Genomic DNA, 19,948 nt, shown 5'->3' with positions numbered 1-19,948 from the left:
GCTTTTCGCGCTGATCGGGGTTAAGATCCCATCATGTTGGAAACTCGTATGAACGCCCGCGTCTTCTGGGGTGCCAGTGGCGTCGTCGCGGCGATGCTGGTCACGACCTTGCTGATGCCCGGCACCGCCGATCATGCCTTCAAGGCCGCGCAAAGCTGGACCATCGACACGTTCGGATGGTTCTATATCGCCTCGGTCGCGATATTCCTGGTCGTGGTGCTGGCGCTGGGCTTCGGCCCGGCGGGCAAGCTGAAGCTGGGGCCGGACGATGCCGAGCCCGACTTTCCCTATGTCTCGTGGCTGGCGATGCTGTTCGCGGCGGGCATGGGGATCGGCCTAATGTATTTCGCGGTGGCCGAGCCGATCCAGCATTATATCGCCCCGCCCGATGTGAAGCCCGGCACCATCCTGGCCGCGCGCGAGGCGATGGCGATCACCTTCCACCATTATGGCGTCCATGCCTGGGCGATCTATGCGCTGGTCGGGATCAGCCTGGCCTATTTCACCTATCGCAAGGGGTTGCCGCTGACGATGCGGTCGGGGCTGTCGCCGATATTGGGCAAGCGGATCACCGGGCCGATCGGCGACGCGATCGACATTTTCGCGATCTGCGGCACGGTGTTCGGCGTCGCGACCTCGCTGGGCTTCGGCGTGTCGCAGATGACGGCGGGGCTGGCCTATGAATATGCGGTGCCCGACACGATCACGGTCAAGATCGCGCTCATCGCGCTGGTCATGGGCGCGGCGACGTTGTCGGTGCTGAGCGGCGCGGACCGGGGGATCAGGCGGTTGTCGGAGTTGAACCTGATCCTCGCCATCCTGCTGATGTTCTTCGTGCTGGCGGTGGGGCCGACCCTGTTCCTGCTGCGCGCGCTGGTGCAGAATTTCGGCCTGTACCTCGACCATTTCGTCAAGCGCACCTTCACCCTCTACGCCTATGAGCCGCGCGCCTGGATGGCCGACTGGACGCTCTTCTATTGGGCGTGGTGGATCGCCTGGTCGCCGTTCGTCGGCATGTTCATCGCGCGCATCTCGCGCGGGCGGACGATTCGCGAGTTCGTCATCGGCGTGCTGTTCGTGCCGACCGCCTTCACCTTTTTGTGGATGACGGTATTCGGCAACACCGCCATCTCGCTCGACCTGGGCAGCGCGGCGGGCGGTATCGCGCGGGCGGTGCAGGCGAACCTGTCGACGGCGCTGTTCAAATTCTTCGAATATCTGCCCGCCACCAGCGTCACCTCGGCGCTCGCCATCCTGCTGGTCGGCGTGTTCTTCATCACCTCGGCGGATTCGGGAGCGCTGGTCATCGATACGCTGGCCTCGGGCGGGGAAGAGGATACGCCGCGCTGGCAGCGTATGTACTGGTGCATCCTGCTAGGCGTCACCGCCGCGCTGCTGCTGGTCGCGGGCGGGCTGGGCGCGCTTCAGGCGGCGACGTTGCTGGCGGCCTTGCCCTTCTGCTTCATCATGCTGATGCTCGCCTTCGGGTTGATCCGACAGACCAATGCCGATCTGGCGGGCGTCGCGCTGGCCGAGGACGGTGCGGCGATCGGCGAGCGGCTGAAGCGTCTCTTCGTCCCCGCCAGCAAGGCGGAGATCCTGCGCCAGATGAACGACAACGCCGTCCCCGCCTTCCGCACGGTGTGCGAGGCGATGGTGCAGGAGGGCTGGGCGGAGAGCCGGGTCGAGCATGATGCGGACAGCGCCTCGCTGACCATCATGCACGGGCCGGATCAGGTCATGGTGTACCGCGTCGCGCCCCGATCGCGCCCGCTCGCCGCCTATACCGCGATGGACGCGCCCGAGGGACGGCGCAGCGTCACCTGGACGCTGTCCGCCAGCACCATCGGGGTGCCCGGCGGCCGCGACGTGACCGGTTTCTCCGCCGAGCAGATCGCCAGCGACGTGTTGAGCCAGTTGGAGCGGTGGAAGCGGCGGTGAGGGGGGCTCAGCGCGCGCGAAGATGGGGGAGATGGGTGAGGAAATTGGCGATCTCGCGTCGTCGCAGCCCTTCCTCGGCAAACTCGCCATCCACCCCCAGCCGCCAGCGTAGCGCGCGGTTGTCCGGTGCGTCGTGCAGCGCCTCCAGGTCGGCGGCACGCGCCTTCACCTCATCCTCATGATCGGCCAGACCCGCCTCGACCAGATCGGCGGCCTGCGCGGCGACGGCAACGGCGATTTCGCGCAGCGCCAGTTCAGGATGATATTGCACGCCCCAGAAGACGCCGCGATCGAACCGGATTTCCGCGGCCTGTACCCGCGTGACGGCGTTGCTGGCCAGCAGGGTCGCGCCGGGCGGTAGCTCCAGCACCTCGTCGCCATGGATCGCGGGCGCGTCCCAGCTGCCCGGTCGCCCTGCCAGCAGGGGATGGGAGCGCCCGTCCTCCGTCGCGCTGATCCGGCGGGCGATCATCGCCTCCATCCGCTCGGGCATCTTGCGTACCTGCCCGCCGGCGGCGGCGACCGCGATCTGGAGGCCGGCGCAGGAGCCGAAGGATGGCACCCCCGCCGCGAAGACGCGCCGCATGAAGTCGAGCTGCCGCCGGACCTCGGGCGTGTCGTCATAGACATGCATGGGCGAGCCGGTCAGGAACACCGCATCATAATGCGCCAGCCGCTCGACCGACATTGCCGCGTCGTCGTCCGCCGGGGAGACGATATCGGTCTCGGCACCCGGCCGCATCTGGCCAAGCGTGGCGGCATAGGTTTCGCCGGAGCTTTTGCCCGCACGCCGGCGGCGCGCCTCGCGTTCCTGCGGCAATTCGCTCTGGGCTATCAGATAATGGGGCACGCTCGACTTTCGATGGTGAGGCCGCATAACGCGCCGAATGTCGTAAGTTTCGAAAATGGCATCAAAAGTCTTGCGTGCGCATCGCCGCCGATTTGGCGGACCATCCGGCGGTGTGGATCGTTCAGGCGGGATGGCAAGCGCAGCGAACCCCGTGGTGACGGACGACAGAGCGGCATGGCGCCCGAGGCGGTTGCTGGTCACCCGGTCGGCGATGACCTTCGCGCATGGCCGCGCCATCGTCCAACGGGCCGAGGCGCAGGGTGTCGAGGTCGTGGCGCTGCCCGGCGACCGGCTGGCGCTCGATCTGCCCGACGATCCGCGCCGCGCCTATGCGGCGGCCAAGTCGACGCTCGCAGTGGTGGTCGCGCCTCCGTCGAAACGCCGGTTGCAGCCCATCGCCCCCAGCGCCGACTGGCGGGTCGATCTGGCGGAAGGCTGTCCGGCGCATTGCAGCTATTGCTATCTGGCCGGGTCGCTGAAGGGGCCGCCGATCACGCGGGTCTATGCCAATCTGGACGAGATACTCGACGGGCTTCCCGCCTATCTGGGGCAGGGGACGATCACCTCGCGCAACCGCGACCGGGTGCATGAGGGGACGACGTTCGAGGCGTCCTGCTACACCGATCCGCTCGCGCTGGAGCCGATCACCGGATCGCTTTCCGCCGCGATCGCCCGGTTCGGCGACTGGGAGGCGCCGGTGCAGCTTCGCTTCACCACCAAATTCGCGGATGTCGGCCCCCTGCTGGGAATCGATCACCAGCGGCGGACACGGATGCGCGCCTCGATCAACCCGCGCCTGTTCGCGCGGTTCGAGGGCGGGACCTCACCGGTCGCCGGGCGGCTGGCGGCGCTGCGGCGGATGGCGGAGGCGGGATATCCCGTCGGCCTGACCATCGCGCCGATCATCGCGGCGGACGGCTGGCGGCAGGCCTATGGCGAGTTGCTCGCCGATGCGGGGGCGGCGCTTCGGGGCGTGCCGGGGCTCGACCTGACGATCGAGCTGATCACCCACCGCTTCACATCGGGGTCGAAGGCGGTGCTGGACAGCTGGTACCCCGGCTCGTCGCTCGACATGGGGGGCACGAACCGCGTCACCAAGCGGACCAAGTTCGGCACCGAAAAACAGGTCTATGACGTGGCCACGATGCGCGCGTTGCGCGGCTTTTTCGAGGAGGGGATCGCATCGGCCCTGCCGTCCGCACGCATCCTGTACTGGACATGACGATCTTCTTCACCGCGGATACGCATTTCGGCGATCACCGGACCATCAATATCCAGAAGCGCCCCTTCGCCAGCGTCGCCGAGATGAACGCGCTGTTGATCGCGCGCTGGAACGCGGTCGTTGCGCCGGGGGATGTGGTTTGGCACCTGGGCGATGTCGCGCGCCGTGCGGGAGACGTGCCCGATCTGCTGGCGCGGCTTCACGGCACCAAGCATCTGTTGCGGGGCAATAACGATCCCGATGCCACCGTCCTCGCCGATGGCTGGTCCAGCACCGGGGATTATGCCGAAATCGAAGTGGATGGACACAGGTTGATCCTGTGTCATTATCCGTTTCGAAGCTGGAACGGGCAACACAGGCGGGCGATCAATCTTCATGGACATAGCCATGGTCGCCTGAAGCCGATGCTCCGCCAGTTCGATGTCGGCGTCGATGCGCATGATTTTATGCCCGTCACGCTCGAACGACTTCTGACAACGCCAGGAAATGTGCAATAGACAGCGCCATGCTCAAGACCCGAATGAAACGCATCGCCGATCGTCAGGCCACGACCGCAAAAACGGTGGCCCTGATCGAGGCGTCGATCACCGCCTTGAGCAACGAGGATCTGCTCGACCTGGCCGATATCTTCAACCGCGATCCGCGCTCGCCGCTGGGCGACATGGCCTTTGCCGAGATGGCGAAGCGGGGGATTTCGCTGTGACGCGGGTCTTGCGTGCTTCGGGCCATGGGATAGGCTGACGCGATGGCCGCTTTCGACGACAGTTCCGATCCCGCCCTGGGTGCGGCGTGCAACCGCCTGGCGGCCTGGGTCGAGACCCTGCCGCAGGGCGTGACGATCGATCCCGCCTCCGACCTCAGCGAAGACGATCTCGCACTGATCCTGCGCCACCTCCACGCCACGCGGCATGACGGGGCGGGGCAGCGAAGTGCGGCACCGCCCCCGGTGCCACGGGCTTCGGTGCCGGTGACGGCCAAGGGCTGACCGGCTCCCAGGATTGACCTGAAATATATTCCGTCGCTGGGCACGGCTCCGGCGGCGTTGCGGGACGTTCTGTGCATGGCCGACGCCAAGCCAGTGGAGCCCGCATGTCCGATACGCCCAGCCCCGTCCCCCATCCGCCCGCCATCCTGCAGGATGACGAGGCGGCGGCCAAGGCGGACGCGGCGGCCACGGACCGGGCCCCGCCCGCCGATGCGACCATCGCCAAGCGGGCCGAGGACGAGGCCGCCGATCTGGGCGATTTCGCCTGACGCCCAACCCCATTTCACACCGGGAGCAGACAGGATGGAAGACGAACGCCTTTGGAGCTTCGAGGAAAGCCTCTGGACGGAAGGGCCCGACAATTACCGGGAAAAGGTCGATCCCGAAGTGGTCATGGTGCTGCCGCGCCCGCCCTTCGTCCTGGCCGGCAGCGCCGCGATCGACGCGGTGGCCGATACCCCCGTCTGGGACCGTGCCGAACTGACCGAACGTCAAGTGTCCCGCCCGCAGGAGGGGCTGATCGTCATCGGCTATCATGTCGCGGCCAGCCGGGGCGAGGAGGAATATCAGGCGCATTGCACCTCCGTCATCCGGCGCCTGGAACATGAAGTCTGGCGCGTCGTCCAGCATCAGCAGACGCCGCTGCTGGCCAAGGCGCTGACCAGGGATTGATGACGCGATGGGATCGGGGCCGCCATGCTCCGACCCCTTGGCATGCGGAACGTCCGAGGTGCCGCGTGCATTGGGTCGGTCAGGAGAGACGCCATGACCGACCCGATCAAACCCACCACCGAAACCCGCGACCCCAATCTGTCGACCGAGCATCAGAAGGATGGCGACGCCCGCCGCCCCAGCGATACGCTCGACCGCGGGCAGGGGAGCAGCGAGGGGCGGGATGCGCCGAAGCGCAAATCCTCGCTGACATAAGCAAGCGCAGCCCGATCTTCATTCAGGCGGAAGGGGCATCATTCCTCCCCTGCAAGGGGAGGGGGGACCATGCGCAGCATGGTGGAGGGGTGTCCCCCGTCTCAAGAGCGCGACACCCCTCCGTCAGGCCTGACGGCCTGCCACCTCCCCTGCAAGGGGAGGAATGGGATGTCGATCAGCCGTAGTATCGCTTTACCTCTGCTTGCGGGCGAGGAATGGGGCGGACACCTGGGGACATGAAGCGGGCCGGTGCATGAGAGACGCCCCGTCCAGTCCGTAGTGACACGATGATGGACGGGGCGCCAAGGACGTGCGGAAGCTCGACCTCACCCCCTTCTAACGACCTTTCGCCGAAAAAGCTGCCATGGTTGGATCGTGGGGCGGAAATATTCCTGCGGCCCTGTGCTCGCCCGTGTCGTGTCATCGAAACGACGCCGATATGTCACAAAAGATTCTTCCAAAATGCATCTTGGCGTCATGAGACGCGCCTAACGCCCGGTCCGGGATCGACAGGGGGACTTGTCTTGAGTCGGTCATCGGGCGGCGTTCGCCCGGCTTTTGCAACGATAAAGATCGGGAGTTTTTCGGCGATGGGCAGCTTCAAGCGCTTCGGCCTCCTTCTCATGACGACCTCGGCCTGTGCGGCACTCAGCGCGTGCGGCGGTGCCGACAGCGTCGCGTCGCCCGGCGCGGGCAGTGTCGTGATCGTCCAGCCCCAGCCGACGCCGACCCCGTCGCCCACTCCGACGCCGACCGCCAACATCACCGCCGCGCAGTTCGCCGCCGTGACCGCGGTCAACGGTGTGTCGATCACCGCCGACGAGCAACTGGCGCTCGTCAATGCGGGCACCAACAACAACGTCAACGGCACCGGCGCCGCGCTGAACGGCATCTACCCGACCAGCGCCACCTCGCTGACCACCGCGACGGACCCCTCGACGCTGAACAGCTTCTTCACCTCGACCAACTATGTCGGCGCGCTCAACGGCCCGTCGGACACCGCGTTCCAGGGTTGGACCTGTAACTCGACCTCGGCCGAATTCGGCGGCTCGGGCGCGCGCTGTACCGCGGTTCCCTCGATCGGCACCTATGCCGCCGCGACCTCGGTCTGCCCGACCGGCACGATCGACGACGGCACGGTCACGCCGAGCGGCGCGTCGGCGCCCTCCTATCGTTTCTGCCGCATCGACAACACGATCACCACCACCCAGAACGTGACGCTGCCGAAGATCGCGGGCGTGGTCTACCGCCTGCGCGGCCAGACCGAGGTCGGCACCGACCTGGGTTCGACCGGCGGCGCCGGTGTGACGCTGACCATCGCGCCGGGCGTGGTGATCGCGGCCGACTCGTCCGAGGCGACCAACGACCTGCTGCTCGTCAATCGCGGATCGAAGATCTCGGCCGTCGGCACCCGCGACGCGCCGATCATCTTCACCTCGCAGCAGAATCTGGTCAGCAACGGCGTGTCGGACGCCAGCCAAGGCCAGTGGGGCGGCATCATCCTGCTCGGCCGCGCGCCGACCGCCGTCTGCGCCACCGGCACCGGCCCGAACAATGCGGGCGGCACCTCGACCACCTGCCAGCTGGCGATCGAGGGCGTGACCGGCCGCTTCTATGGCGGTGCGAACCAGGCCGACTCCTCGGGCCAGATGTCCTATGTCCAGATCCGTTATTCGGGTATCGCCATCTCGGACGGCAACGAGCTTCAGGGCCTGACGCTGGGCGGTACCGGTTCGGGCACGGTTCTGGATCATATCCAGAGCCACAACTCGGCCGATGACGGCATCGAGATCTTCGGCGGCACCTCGAACCTGAAGTATATCGCGATCACCGGCGCGGACGATGATGGCTTCGACATCGACAACGGCTATCGCGGCTTCATGCAGTTCCTGGTCGCGGCACAGCGCACCATCGGCGCGACGGCGGACAGCTTCTCGACCGAGATCGACTCGAACAATGCCGAAGACCTGCTGCCGCGCACCTTCGGCCGCTACGCCAACTTCACCTTCGTCCAGACCGCGACCGCGCCCGCCGCGATCCGCCTGCGCGGTGGTGCCGACATGACCTTCATCAACGGCATCGTGAAGTCGACGCAGAGCGGCGTGGCCTGCGTCAACCTGATCGCGGGCGCCGGTTCGGGTGCCGATCGCACCACCATCCGCGCCGCCAATGCCGACCTTCAGGATCAGGGTCCGCCGGTCTTCACCTCGGTCTATTTCAGCTGCAACGGCCGCTAAGGCCCCGCTGACCATGCGCCCGGACCTGATCGGGCGCTCTCGGCAGGCCGGGGTGGCGATCATCGCCGCCCCGGCTTTCCTCCATAAGCTATTCATACGGGAAGACCCGGCCATGCAGCGACGCCTCGCTTATGCCTCCCTCCTTCTGCTGACCTCGCAGCTTGTCGCGCCCGCTCTGCTCGCGCAGACGACGGGCGGGGCGACGCCTGCGCCCGCGCAGACCAGCACCACCGCGACCAGCCCCGACGGGCAGGCCACTCCGCAAAGCCAGACCCCGACCGGCCAGGACGGCCAGTCGACCGACGAACCGGTGGAAATCTCCGCCCCCGGCGTCGATGCGTCGTCCAGCAGCGAGATCGTGGTCGTCGGCCGCAACATCCCCAACACGATCCGCGCCACGCCGCAGATCGTCTCGGTCCTGTCCGCCGCCGATATCGCGCGCACGGGTGAAGGCGATATCGCGGGCGCGCTGACCCGCGTCACCGGCCTGTCGGTCGTGGGCGGCGGCTTCGTCTATGTCCGGGGTCTCGGCGACCGCTATTCCTCGTCGCTGCTCAACGGCTCGCCGCTGCCCAGCCCCGAGCCGCTGCGCCGCTCGGTCCCGCTCGACATCTTCCCGACCACCATCGTCGGATCGGCGCTGGTCCAGAAGACCTATTCGGTCAATTATCCGGGCGAGTTCGGCGGCGGCGTCATCAACCTGACGACCAAGGCGATCCCAAACAAGAGCTTCATCTCGGGCGGCGCGACCATCTCCGCCGACGATGCGACGACCAGCGAGCTGGGCTATACCTATCGCGGCGGCGATGCCGACTGGATCGGCTTCGACGACGGTACGCGCGGCGTGCCGCAGTTCGTGCGCGACGTGCAGGCGGGCAAGGGCTCGGGCATCGTTCCCGCCGCGCAGGTGGCGCAGCTGTCCAATGCCTCGACCACGTTGCTCCAGCGCAACAACCAGCTGCCCGCCAACTGGTCGGGCGAGCTGTCCGCAGGCTCGGTGTTCGACATCGGCAGCGACCGGCTGGGCGTGATCTCGTCGCTCAGCCTCTCCAACACCTTCCGCACCCGCTCGGCGATCCAGCAGGACTCGGTGTCGCAGGACGGCACGATCCGCAACGATTTCCGCACCCTGCTGACCGACAACCGCATCGTCGCCAACGCGCTGGTCGGCCTTGGCTATGAGTTCGGCGACAACACGGTGCGCTGGACCAACGTCTATATCCACGACACGCTGAAGCAGGGTCGCGGATCGGCGGCGGAAGTCTACAACAACGCCAGCGGCCTTCGCTTCCAGCAGAACACGAACTGGTTCGAGCGTCAGCTGATCGAAAGCCAGCTGGTCGGCGAGTTCAAGCTGACCGACGCGTTGAAGTTCGACGCGCGCGGCGCCTTCGCCAACTCCAAGCGCAACGCCCCCTATGAGCGCCAGTTCGACTATCTATGCTCGGCGCGGACCAGCAACGGCCTGCCCATCAGCTATGACGGCGCGAACGGTGCGGGCGGGTTCCAGTGCAACGGCGCCTATCAGGTGACGCAGCGCTTCACCCCCTTCGCCTCGATCATCTTCTCGGAACTGAACGAGAATCTGTGGACCGGCCAGGCCGATCTTTCCTATAAGATCGACAGCGACCGCCCGATCACGCTGAGCACCGGTTATTTCTACCAAGGCACGGATCGTTATTCGAGCCGTATCCAGTTCAATTACCAGACCAGCGACGGTGCGGGTACCGCTCCGGGCTTCCCGTACAATCTCTATCGCCCCGACTATCTGCTGAGCCCGGACGTCATCAACAACGCCTGCCCCTTGCGCGGGCAGGGGGAGTGTACGCTCCAGCTGCAATTCTCGACCCAGGCGGGTGCCTATGCGTACGACGCCAAGCTGAACGTCCATGCCGGTTACGTCCAGGCCGAGGCCGAGGTGATGGACGGGCTGCGCGCGGTGGCGGGTGTCCGCTACGAAACCGCCGTCGAGACGGTGACGCCGGTGCAGAGCGCGACGACGCGGTTGAAGAACGATTATTTCCTGCCGGCGGGCACGCTGACCTGGAATTTCGCCGCCGATATGCAATTGCGGGCGAGCGGTGCGAAGACCATCTCGCGTCCCCAGTTCCGCGAACTCGCGCCGCAGCAGTTCCGCGACCCGGACTCGGACCGTCTGTTCTTCGGTAACCCGAACCTGCGCGACAGCGAGCTGTGGAATCTCGAAGCGCGCTATGAATGGTTCTATGCGCGCGACCAGCGCTTCACGCTGGCGGGCTTCTACAAGCGGATCAAGAACCCGATCGAGCAGGTCGGCTTCTACACCGGCGCGGACGACCGGTTGCAGACGGGCTTCACCTATCTGCCCTCGGCCAAGCTGTACGGCGCGGAAGTCGAGTTGCAGAAATATGTGCCCCTGGCGGGCCTGGGCAGCGATTTCTTCGCCACGCGCCGCCTCGTCGCGATCGCGAACTACACCTACACCAAGTCGCAGATCAACGCGGACGCGACTTGCGTGCCCAACCCGGCGGCGGCGCAGGGCTCGCCCGGTCTGGCGGGCTGCGCCTCGGGCTTCGGCCCGGCGCGGCTGCTGTTCCGCGACGGCGCGTCGCTGACCGGCCAGTCGGACCACCTGGTCAACCTGCAACTGGGCATCGAGGATACCGCGGCGCTGTCGCAGGTCACCCTGCTGTTCAACTATGCCAGCAACCGCGTGACCAATCGCGGTCCGTCCAACCTGTCGGGCACCGGCTTCCAGCCGGATATCGTCGAGGTTCCGGGCATCCGCCTCGACCTCGTCGCGCGCCAGGGCTTCGAGCTGGCGGGCGGCAAGTTCGAGCTGAAGGCCGAGGCCCGCAACCTGACGCGCACCCGCTACAATGAGCGGCAGGATTTCGGGAATGGCCGGTTCGTCTATCTGAACCGCTATAATCTGGGCCGTGTCTTCTCGTTGGGGATCAGCACGACCTTCTGATCCTTTCCGGGGTTGCCAAGCGAAGGGCCGTCGTCCGGGTGTCCGGGCGGCGGCCCTTTTTTGCGAGCGGCGGGGCGTGCGTTTCGACTTCGCTCAGCGCGAACGGAAGTTGGGACCGGGGATTATCCCCACCCTCCGTTCAGCCTGAGTGCAGTCGAAGGCCAAGGGAATCCCGCCCGGTGGCAAGGTTCGGGGCGTGCACTTCGACGTCGCTCAGCGCGAACGGATGTAGGGGGGGAGGCAAGAGGGCTATCCCCGCCAGGGCAGTTCCCGATACCATTTGGTGATCACATATTTCACCCCCGCGCGCACCTTCATCGCCTGATGCAGCGTCGCCGGATTGGGCGAGCCGTCCGCGCGGCGGTTGCTCCAGGCGACCATCTTGCCGGGCTCGGGCTGGATGATCTTGTCCACCACCTTGAACCGGGTCGCGCCGCCCGCTTCCGGTGCGTTCAGATACAGCATCACCGTCCAGGTCCGGTTGCCCGACAGCGCGCAATAGCGGTGATAGTCCAGCCCCTCGGGCTCGAAATAATCGGTATGCTGCTTGAACTCCTGCCCCACGGCATAGCGCTGGCCCTGGATCGGCTCGCCATGATCGGGGGACAGGCCGGTCAGCATGGCGATTCGCCGCTCGGTCTCGATCACCGCCGGATCGTCGGCGGGCAGGTCGCCGGTTTCGCTGGTGCGATAGGCGGCGTCGCCATTGGCGTCGGCGATGGTCGAGGGGCGGCGGACCCCATCGATTCGCGCCATCAGGTCCGTACAGAGCGTCGGGGGCAGGACGTCGCGCTTCACGAACAGCGTCAGCTTCGGATTGGGGAGCCGCTGCACCCCCGGCGTGGCGATCAGCCGCGCGATAATCGGCGTCGGATCAAGGCCATTGCCCAGTGCGGGCGGGTCGGCGAATTCGGGGTTCATCGGATCGTCCATGTGAAACCAATATGACGAACATGTTTCGGCACTTTGACGCGGGACTGTAACATGCCATGCCTAGTGGCCGAAAAAGCGGATGGGGTCTGGTTTCATGCGGTTGAAGCTCGACGCGCGCGGGCGCCGGTTGTTGCGGCGTCTGCCGGTCGTGAATGTCTATTCGGTGGCCGAGCTGGCCCTGATGGCGGTGCTCGCCGTTCAGGGCGCGCGGCTGCTTTGGGTGATCATCACCCCCATATCGCCCCTGGGTGAGTGGCGCCCCGTCGCGCCCGTCGTCGCCGGATCGCCCGGCGCGATCCTCGAAGGCTTCGATCCCTTTTTCCGTCTCCAGGGGGCACAGGCCGCGCCCGCCGCCGTGACCAGCCTGCAACTCACCTTGTTCGGCACGCGGATCGACGAGGCGTCGGGGCGCGGATCGGCGATCGTGGCGGGGCCGGACGGCGTCCAGCGCTCGGTATCGGTCGGCGAGGAAATCCAGCCCGGCGTCATGCTGAAGGCCGTGGCGTTCGACCATATCACCATCGATCGCGGCGGCCGTTCCGAGGATCTGTATCTCGATCAGTCGGACGCCCCGGCCACGACGACACCGGCACCGGCCCCCGGCGGTCCGTCCGTGCCGCTGTCCGGCCCGGTCCCGCCGCAGGGCGGGGTCGCCATCGCGCAGCTGCGTACCGATATCGGCTTCATCCCCCGGCTCGACGGCGGGCGCGTCTCGGGCCTCGTCGTCCGACCGCAGGGTTCGGGCGCAGCGTTCCGGGCGGCGGGGCTTCGCGAGGGCGATATCGTCACCGCACTCGGCGGGCGACCCGTCACGGGGGCGAGCGACCTTGACCGTCTGGCGGCGGATTTCGCACAGGGCGGTTCTCTTTCCATCACGGTCGAGCGGGGCGATCAGACGCTGCCGCTCTCCCTTCAGATTGCGGCACCACGGCCATGAAGAAGCTCGTCCTCGGTTCGGTTCTGGCGCTGGCATTGGCGGCGGGGGCGCAGGCCCAGACCACGCTCAATGTCCGCGACGCCGATATCCGCGCCTTCATCGCCGATGCGGCCAAGGTGACGGGGCGGACCTTCATCATCGACAGCCGGGTCAACGGCAAGGTCACGGTGGTGACCGACCGGCCACTGTCCAGGTCCGAATATTTCGAGATTTTCCTGTCGACGCTGCGCTCTAACGGGCTGGTCGCGGTGCCGACCTCGGGCGGGGCGTTCCGGGTGCAGCCGGTCGACAATGCCGCATCGCAGCCCAGCCGGATCGGGTCGGCGGGCGCGAACCGCAACGCCTATGTCACCGAGATCATCCGCCTGCGCGCCATCGACGCGCCGAGCGCTTTGGAGACGGTGCGCCCGCTGGTCAGCGCGCAAGGATCGGTGACCGCCAATCGCGCGGGCAACAGCCTGGTCGTGGTCGACTTCGCCGACAATATCCGCCGCATCCGCGAGGTCGTCCGCCGGATCGACGCCGACAATGCCTCGACCCGCGTCATCGCTCTCCGCAATGCGGGCGCGCGCGAGATCGCGACCGCGCTTCAGACTCTGGCAGGTGGCGGCAGCGGTGGAGCCGGGCAGGGCGGCGGGGCGGCCCCCGGCGGCACCGGCGTGTCGGTGGTCGCGATCGACAGCTCCAACTCGATCGCGCTGCGCGGTGATCCGTCGAGCGTCGCACGCTTCGCCCAGATCGCGCTCGACCTGGACAACAAGGCCAAGAGCGGCACCGAGATCCGCGTCGTCTTCCTGCAAAATGCCGATGCCGAGCAGCTTCTACCCGTGCTCCAGCAACTGGTCGGGCAACAGCCCGATCCGGTACAGGAAACCACTCTGTCGCGGGGCAGCTTCACCCAGACCAACAACCAGTCGGGCTCGGCGGCGGGCACCTCGATCGCCCAGCGTATCCAGCCCGTCGCGCAAGCCCAGGCGGCGAGCGCCCCCGGCGCGGGCGGCCAGAACGGCCAGCAGCCCGCGATCAGCACGCAAGGGGGGCGGACGGCGGCGGTCGTCACCCGCTTCACCGGCGCGAATGCCATCGTCATCGCGGGGCCCGCCGATATCCAGCGCCAGATCGGCGAGGTGATCCGCCAACTCGACGTGCGCCGCGAACAGGTGCTGATCGAAGCGATCGTCGCCGAAGTCTCCGACCAGACCGCGCGGCGGCTGGGCGCGCAGTTCCTGCTCGGCAGCCTGTCGGGTGGGGCGTTCGCCGCCTCGACCTATGGCAATACCGCGCCCAATATCCTCCAGATCGCGGGCGCGGTGGGCGCGCAGACGATCGGCGGCACCCGCACCATCGTCACCGCGCCGGACGGGACGCGGACCGAAACCAACGTCCCCAACCAGGCCTATAACCAGCTCACCCAGTCGGCGGTTCAGTCGATCCTGGGCACCACCGGGGGCTTTGCAGGCTGGGGCGGGCAGATCGGCGATACGGTGTTCGGCGCGATCATCAACGCGGTGAAGAGCGACACCACGTCGAACCTGCTGCAAGTGCCGCACATCATCACGCTGGACAATCAGCAGGCGCACAGCCTGGTGGGTCAGGAAATCCCGGTCACCACCGGCCAGGCGCTGTCGAACAATTTCGACAATGCCTTCCGCACCGTGCAGCGCCAGAATGTCGGCATCCAGCTCGACGTGAAGCCGCAGGTCAATGCGGGCGGTTCGCTGAAACTCTATGTCCGCCTCGAAGTCAGCTCGATCGCGGGGCCGGTGTCGAGCAACAACAGCGAACTGATCCTCAACAAGCGCGCTTTCGAGAATGTCTTCACCCCCGACGATGGCCAGATCACGGTCATCGGCGGTCTGCTCGATGACAATGAGCGTCGCACCATCGAGAAGATCCCGCTGCTCGGCGACATTCCCGGCCTGGGGGCGCTGTTCCGGTCCAAGGCGCGCAGCCGGTCGAAGACGAACCTGATGGTCTTCATCCGCCCGACCATCTTGCGCACGCCCGAGGACAGCCGCCGCGTCACCGAACAGCGTTACGGTTATCTCCGTCAGCTCCAGGGCTATGCCCAGCCGGGTGTCGAGCCCTCCATCGACGAGCTGGTGCGCGATTACATGAACGCCGCGCCGCCGATCCCGCACGCGCCGATGCCCGGCAATATCGAGGACCCGCGCATCGCGGTCCCCGTCGCCAAGCCGGTCGAACCGATCAAGCGCCGTGACTGACGAGCCGCTGCCCCTCCCCACGGGTGATACGGTCCCCCTGCCACTGGGCACGCCCCTCCCGCAGGCGGGGGGGGATGGGGGAGGGCCCGCCGCTCTCCCGCTTCCAGCTCCCGATGATGTGCCCGAAACGCTGGAACTGGTCGCCCCCCTGACCATCCCCTATGGCTTCGCGCGCAAGTTCGGCACGGTCGTTCACACCGCCGACCCGCTGACCATAGCCCTTCGCGAAGGCGCCGACCCGCGCGCGCTGATCGAGTTGCGTCGCCATATCGGGCGTCCCTTCGCGATCACGCGTGTCGAGGCGCCCGCCTTCGACCGCCTTTTGTCCGATGCCTATGCGATGGACGGACAGGCAACCGCGATCGCGGCGGTGGGCATGGGCGACGAACTCGACATGCTCGCCGACGGCATCCCGACCGCCGAGGATCTGCTCGACACCGCCGACGACGCGCCCGCGATCCGGCTGATCAACGGCATCATCGCCGACGCGGCGCGCAACGGCGTGTCGGACATCCATATCGAGCCGTACGAGACCGGCCTCGTCGTGCGAATGCGCATCGACGGCGTGCTGCGCGAGACCTTGCGGATGCCGCCGCATGTCGCACCGGTGGTGGTCAGCCGCATCAAGGTCATGGCCCGGCTCGACATTGCCGAGCGGCGGGTGCCGCAGGACGGGCGCATGGCGCTGACCCTGGGCGGCAAGCTGCTCGACGTGCGCGTCTCGACTTTGCCCAGCCGGGCGGGCGAGCGGGTGGTGCTGCGTATCCTCGACAAGGAGAATGCGGGCATCGACCTCGACGCGCTGGGCATGAACCCGGCCATGTACGCGCTGCTGCGCGAGGCGCTCAGCGAGCCCAATGGCATCATCCTGGTCACCGGCCCGACCGGATCGGGCAAGACCACGAGCCTTTATGCCGCGCTGCGCCTGCTGAACGATGGCAGCCGCAATATCCTGACCGTCGAGGACCCGGTCGAATATGCGGTCGAGGGGGTGGGGCAGACCCAGGTGAACGCCAAGGTCGGCCTGACCTTCGCCGCCGGTTTGCGCGCGATCCTGCGCCAGGACCCGGACGTGGTGATGGTCGGCGAAATCCGCGACCGCGAGACCGCCGAGATCGCGGTCCAGGCCTCGCTGACCGGCCACCTCGTGCTGTCGACCGTCCATACCAACGATGCGGTGGGCGCGATCACCCGGATGCGGGACATGAAGGTCGAGCCGTTCCTGCTCGCCTCGACCCTGCGCGCGGTCATCGCGCAGCGGCTGGTGCGGCGGCTGTGCCCGGCGTGCAAGCGGCCGGTGAAGGCCAAGCATACCGTCGCGCCCTTGCTCGGCATCGAGAACAAGGCGATCGTGTACGAGGCGGTCGGCTGTCCGCAGTGCAACGGCACCGGCTATAAGGGGCGGACCGGCGTATATGAGGCGGTGCGGGTCGACGACACGATCCGGCGGCTGGTCAACGAAGGCGGCGATGAACAGGCGATCGCCGCGCATGCCTTCGCCCGGCAGCCGACGCTGGCCATGGCGGCGCGTGGGCTGGTGCTGGACGGGGTGACGACGGCGGAGGAAGCCATCCGCGTGTCCCGCCGTGATTCCGACGCGGGGTGAGGGTGGTGCACGCGCTTTCCATAGCTTGCACCACTTCGGCTAGGGTCGGGGTTCAGTTGTGTTCACGCGAAGCCGCGAAGGCGCGAAGAGGAGATTTTTTGTTCGCGCGGAGGCGCGGAGAACGCGGAGGTGTCTGGCCCGCGGCAGCGAACAGCATCTTCCACCGGCCGAGAGAGGAAGGCCGCTGGAGCGGCAGGCGCACCCTCTCTGCGTCCTCCGCGCCTCCGCGCGAACATCATTCTTTTCTCCTTCGCGCCTTCGCGGCTTCGCGTGAACCCAATTTGTCCCAGGCCTTCGCCGGGGCGGTGAAGATGGGGCGCTGAGATGGCCGGGTTCGACTATGTCGCCATCGACACCAAGGGTGCCGAGAAGCGCGGCTTCATCCCCGCCGAGACCAGCGACGCCGCCCGCGCCGCGCTGGAGAAGCAGCGTCTCTATGTCGTCTCGGTCAAGCCGGGCAGCGGCGACACCGCCGAGCGACGCCCGCTCTTCGGGCTGAAGCTCGGCCGCGCGCGCATGTCGGTCAAGCAACTGACGCTGTTCACCCGCCAGCTGGCGACGCTCAACCGCGTCTCGCCACTGGAGGAGAGCCTGCGGACCATCACCCGCCAGACCGAGCAGGAGCGGGTGCGCGCCATCGTCGCGACGGTGCATCAGGGCGTGACCGAGGGCCGCCGCCTCGCCGACGCCATGGCGCGCGAGCCGAAGAGCTTCCCCCCGCTCTACCGCGCGATGGTCGCGGCGGGGGAGAGTTCGGGGACATTGCCGACCATCCTGGAGCGCCTCGCCGCCCTTCTGGAGCGGCAGGCGGAGATTCGCGGCAAGCTGATCACCGCGCTTGCCTATCCGACGATCCTGGCGGTGGTCGCGATGGGCGTCGTCACCGCGCTGATGATGTTCGTCGTGCCGCAGGTGGTCGAACAGTTCGACACGGTCGGGCAGGAGCTGCCCTTGCTGACGCGGATGGTGATCACCGTGTCGGACCTGCTGGTCGGTTGGTGGTGGCTGATGGCGGGGCTGGCGGCACTAGTCGGCGTCGGTTTCTGGCGAGCGCTCAAGGTGCCGGCGATCCGACTGTCCTTCGATACCTGGCTGCTGAAGCTGCCTTTGCTCGGCCGCTTGTTGCGCGATCTGCACGCCGCGCGGATGGCGCGGACGCTCGGCACGATGGTCGCCAGCCGGTTGCCGCTGCTCGAAGGGCTGACCCTGACGGCGGGCACGATCCACAATCGCCGGTTGCGAGTCGCCTCCGACGCCATCGTCGATGCGATCCGGGGCGGTGGCAGCCTTTCGGCGGCGATGCGGCGGGCGGGGGTGTTTCCGCCGCTGCTCACCTATCTGGCGGCGAGCGGCGAGGCGGCGGGGCGGCTGGACGAGATGCTGGAGCGCGCCGCCGATTATCTGGAGCGCGAGTTCGACCGCTTCACCGCCACCGCGCTCTCGCTGCTCGAACCCGCGATCATCGTCGTGATGGGCGGCGTGGTCGCGACGATCGTGCTATCCATCCTGCTGCCGATCCTCCAGCTTAACACGCTGGCCGGTCAATAAGAGGACATGTTGATGCGTACCCAAAATCGCCGTCCGATCCGTCGCAAGCGGCCCGCCAACGGCTTCACACTGGTGGAGCTGATGGTAGTGATCGTCATCATCGGCCTGCTCGCCACCATCGTCGCGCTGAACGTGCTGCCCTCGGGCGACACCGCGCGGGTGCAGAAGGCCAAGGCCGACATCGCGCAGATCGAGGGCGGCCTGGAGATGTACAAGCTCCAGAACCTGACCTTCCCGACGACGTCGCAGGGGTTGCAGGCGCTGGTGTCGATGCCCGCCGGGCTGGCCGATCCGTCGCGTTACCAGAAGGGCGGGTATCTGAAGAAGCTGCCCGACGATCCCTGGGGCCGTCCGTATCTCTATGCCGCGCCCGGCCAGCATGGCGAGGCGGATGTCTGGACCTACGGCGCCGACGGCAAGGAAGGCGGCGAGGGGATCAACGCCGATATCGGCAACTGGGATAAGTGAGCACGGGGCCCTGCCTGGATGCCGGTGACGGCGGCGGGCGGGGCCTGCCTGGGGTATTCTCCCCACCCTCGGTTCAGCCTGGGCGAAGTCGAAGGCCACGCGGAGCCGTCACCCCGTGCACTTCGACTTCGCTCAGTGCGAACGGAGGGCGGGAAAAGGGCTTCACCCTGGTCGAACTGATGGTCGTCATCACCGTGATCGGTCTGGCCTCCGCGATCGCCGTCTGGTCGCTGCCCGACCGGCGGGGCCGGGTGACCGACGAAGCCCTTCGCTTCGCCGCGCGCGTCCGCGCCGCGCATGACGTGGCGGTGGTCGAGGCGTCGCCGGTCAGCATCTGGGTGACGCGCGGCGGCTATGGCTTCGACCAGCGGGCGGGCGGCGCGTGGAGCCCGATGACCGCCAAGCCCCTGCGCGTCGCCCAGTGGGAGGACGGCACCCAGGCGATGATCCCCGATGCCAGCGGGCGGGTGCGGATCACTTTCGACGTGACCGGGCTGGCCGACCGCCCGGTCGAACTCCGCCTGACCCGCGAGCGTGCCAGCAGCATCGTGCGGATCGGCGCGGACGGTACGGTGCGGGTCGATGGGTGAGGCGCGCGAAGCTCCTCCCCGGCACGGGGAGGTGGCAGGCCGGAGGCCTGACGGAGGGGGGCTTCCTCATGGGGCATTCCTTGCGGCTATCCCCCTCCACCATCCTTCGGATGGTCCCCCTCCCCGTACCGGGGAGGATGGCTTCACCCTGATCGAGATCATGGTGGCGCTGGCGGTGTTCAGCCTGGCGGCGATGGCGCTGGTCCGGCTGGAGAGCGCGACGATCCGGGGCGCCTCGATCCTGGACGAAACCGTGGTCGCGCAGATGGTCGCGCGCAACATCGCCATCGCCGCCGTCACCGATCCCCAGGCCCCCGCGCTGGGCCGGACGACCGGGACCGAGGTGAATGGCGGGCGGAGCTGGAAATGGACCCGGATCGTCAGCGGCACGGGTGACGTACGGGTGGTGCGGATCGACGTGGCGGTGGCCAATGCCGCGGGCAGCATCGCGGGTCGGATGACGATGGTCCGACCTCCGATGGCCGCGCCTCCGGTCGGGGTCTCGGCGTCGTGACGCGTCGTGCCG

At 67.4% G+C, this 19,948-nt stretch carries 19 protein-coding genes; 17 read left to right on the top strand and 2 right to left on the bottom strand.

All coding sequences use genetic code 11. From position 1 onward, the window contains the following. The first annotated feature begins 33 nt into the window (after positions 1-33). A complete protein-coding gene (locus OXQ33_RS13340; protein WP_267435186.1) occupies positions 34-1,941 on the top strand; it encodes a BCCT family transporter in 1,908 nt (635 codons plus the stop codon). Between the two features lie 7 nt (positions 1,942-1,948). Here OXQ33_RS13340 and OXQ33_RS13335 read toward each other — a convergent pair whose 3' ends face one another. Next, on the bottom strand, positions 1,949-2,818 hold the full coding sequence (locus OXQ33_RS13335; RefSeq protein ID WP_267435185.1) for a type 1 glutamine amidotransferase: 870 nt from the start codon (positions 2,816-2,818) through the stop codon (positions 1,949-1,951). A gap of 103 nt (positions 2,819-2,921) precedes the next feature. Here OXQ33_RS13335 and OXQ33_RS13330 point away from each other — a divergent pair, with 103 nt between their 5' ends. From OXQ33_RS13330 to OXQ33_RS13290, 9 genes are all read left to right on the top strand, one after another. Beyond that, entirely contained in the window at positions 2,922-4,013 is a 1,092-nt protein-coding gene (locus OXQ33_RS13330; protein WP_267435184.1) for a spore photoproduct lyase family protein, read from the top strand. Continuing rightward, positions 4,010-4,510, top strand: coding sequence for a metallophosphoesterase family protein (locus OXQ33_RS13325; protein ID WP_267435183.1), 501 nt, complete (start codon positions 4,010-4,012; stop codon positions 4,508-4,510). Before OXQ33_RS13330 ends, OXQ33_RS13325 begins: the two co-directional genes overlap by 4 nt. A gap of 23 nt (positions 4,511-4,533) precedes the next feature. Continuing rightward, positions 4,534-4,716, top strand: coding sequence for a hypothetical protein (locus OXQ33_RS13320; RefSeq protein WP_267435182.1), 183 nt, complete (start codon positions 4,534-4,536; stop codon positions 4,714-4,716). Between the two features lie 42 nt (positions 4,717-4,758). Continuing rightward, positions 4,759-4,998 carry a hypothetical protein gene (locus OXQ33_RS13315; RefSeq protein ID WP_267435181.1) on the top strand — a complete coding sequence of 80 codons (240 nt, stop codon included), beginning with the start codon at positions 4,759-4,761 and terminating at the stop codon, positions 4,996-4,998. Between the two features lie 104 nt (positions 4,999-5,102). Then, positions 5,103-5,267 carry a hypothetical protein gene (locus OXQ33_RS13310; protein WP_267435180.1) on the top strand — a complete coding sequence of 55 codons (165 nt, stop codon included), beginning with the start codon at positions 5,103-5,105 and terminating at the stop codon, positions 5,265-5,267. Between the two features lie 34 nt (positions 5,268-5,301). Continuing rightward, positions 5,302-5,670 (top strand): DUF4440 domain-containing protein, encoded by a 369-nt coding sequence (locus OXQ33_RS13305; RefSeq protein ID WP_267435179.1) that lies wholly within the window; start codon positions 5,302-5,304, stop codon positions 5,668-5,670. Between the two features lie 93 nt (positions 5,671-5,763). Then, positions 5,764-5,925 (top strand): hypothetical protein, encoded by a 162-nt coding sequence (locus OXQ33_RS13300; RefSeq protein WP_267435178.1) that lies wholly within the window; start codon positions 5,764-5,766, stop codon positions 5,923-5,925. Between the two features lie 590 nt (positions 5,926-6,515). Beyond that, positions 6,516-8,162 (top strand): hypothetical protein, encoded by a 1,647-nt coding sequence (locus OXQ33_RS13295; RefSeq protein WP_267435177.1) that lies wholly within the window; start codon positions 6,516-6,518, stop codon positions 8,160-8,162. A gap of 112 nt (positions 8,163-8,274) precedes the next feature. Continuing rightward, complete coding sequence (locus OXQ33_RS13290; protein ID WP_267435176.1) at positions 8,275-11,115, top strand: TonB-dependent receptor; 2,841 nt, start codon at positions 8,275-8,277, stop codon at positions 11,113-11,115. A gap of 249 nt (positions 11,116-11,364) precedes the next feature. Here OXQ33_RS13290 and OXQ33_RS13285 read toward each other — a convergent pair whose 3' ends face one another. Then, on the bottom strand, positions 11,365-12,048 hold the full coding sequence (locus tag OXQ33_RS13285; RefSeq protein ID WP_267435175.1) for a 2OG-Fe(II) oxygenase: 684 nt from the start codon (positions 12,046-12,048) through the stop codon (positions 11,365-11,367). A gap of 94 nt (positions 12,049-12,142) precedes the next feature. On the opposite strand from OXQ33_RS13285, the gene OXQ33_RS13280 reads away from it, so the two are divergent. From OXQ33_RS13280 to gspI, 7 genes are all read left to right on the top strand, one after another. After that, positions 12,143-12,985, top strand: coding sequence for a type II secretion system protein N (locus tag OXQ33_RS13280; protein ID WP_267435174.1), 843 nt, complete (start codon positions 12,143-12,145; stop codon positions 12,983-12,985). Continuing rightward, a complete protein-coding gene (gspD, locus tag OXQ33_RS13275) occupies positions 12,982-15,210 on the top strand; it encodes a type II secretion system secretin GspD (RefSeq protein ID WP_267435173.1) in 2,229 nt (742 codons plus the stop codon). The genes OXQ33_RS13280 and gspD overlap by 4 nt, the downstream gene beginning before the upstream one ends. A 118-nt stretch (positions 15,211-15,328) precedes the next feature. Next, positions 15,329-16,816 (top strand): type II secretion system ATPase GspE, encoded by a 1,488-nt coding sequence (gene gspE, locus OXQ33_RS13270; RefSeq protein WP_267435171.1) that lies wholly within the window; start codon positions 15,329-15,331, stop codon positions 16,814-16,816. Positions 16,817-17,140: 324 nt separating this feature from the next. Continuing rightward, on the top strand, positions 17,141-18,364 hold the full coding sequence (gspF, locus tag OXQ33_RS13265; RefSeq protein ID WP_267435170.1) for a type II secretion system inner membrane protein GspF: 1,224 nt from the start codon (positions 17,141-17,143) through the stop codon (positions 18,362-18,364). A 12-nt stretch (positions 18,365-18,376) separates the two neighbouring features. Next, complete coding sequence (gene gspG, locus OXQ33_RS13260; protein ID WP_267435168.1) at positions 18,377-18,832, top strand: type II secretion system major pseudopilin GspG; 456 nt, start codon at positions 18,377-18,379, stop codon at positions 18,830-18,832. Next, positions 18,829-19,422, top strand: a complete 594-nt coding sequence (locus OXQ33_RS13255) for a GspH/FimT family pseudopilin (protein ID WP_346015354.1) — start codon at positions 18,829-18,831, stop codon at positions 19,420-19,422. The genes gspG and OXQ33_RS13255 overlap by 4 nt, the downstream gene beginning before the upstream one ends. A 160-nt stretch (positions 19,423-19,582) precedes the next feature. Next, positions 19,583-19,936 (top strand): type II secretion system minor pseudopilin GspI, encoded by a 354-nt coding sequence (gspI, locus tag OXQ33_RS13250; protein ID WP_267435167.1) that lies wholly within the window; start codon positions 19,583-19,585, stop codon positions 19,934-19,936. Positions 19,937-19,948: the final 12 nt, after the last annotated feature.

It is taken from the genome of Sphingomonas sp. GM_Shp_1 (assembly GCF_026540895.1).
In the GTDB taxonomy this organism is placed as follows: Bacteria; Pseudomonadota; Alphaproteobacteria; order Sphingomonadales; family Sphingomonadaceae; genus Sphingomonas.
The sequence above is the reverse complement of the archived record's forward strand: the minus strand, read 5'-3'. Positions and strand labels throughout refer to the sequence as shown.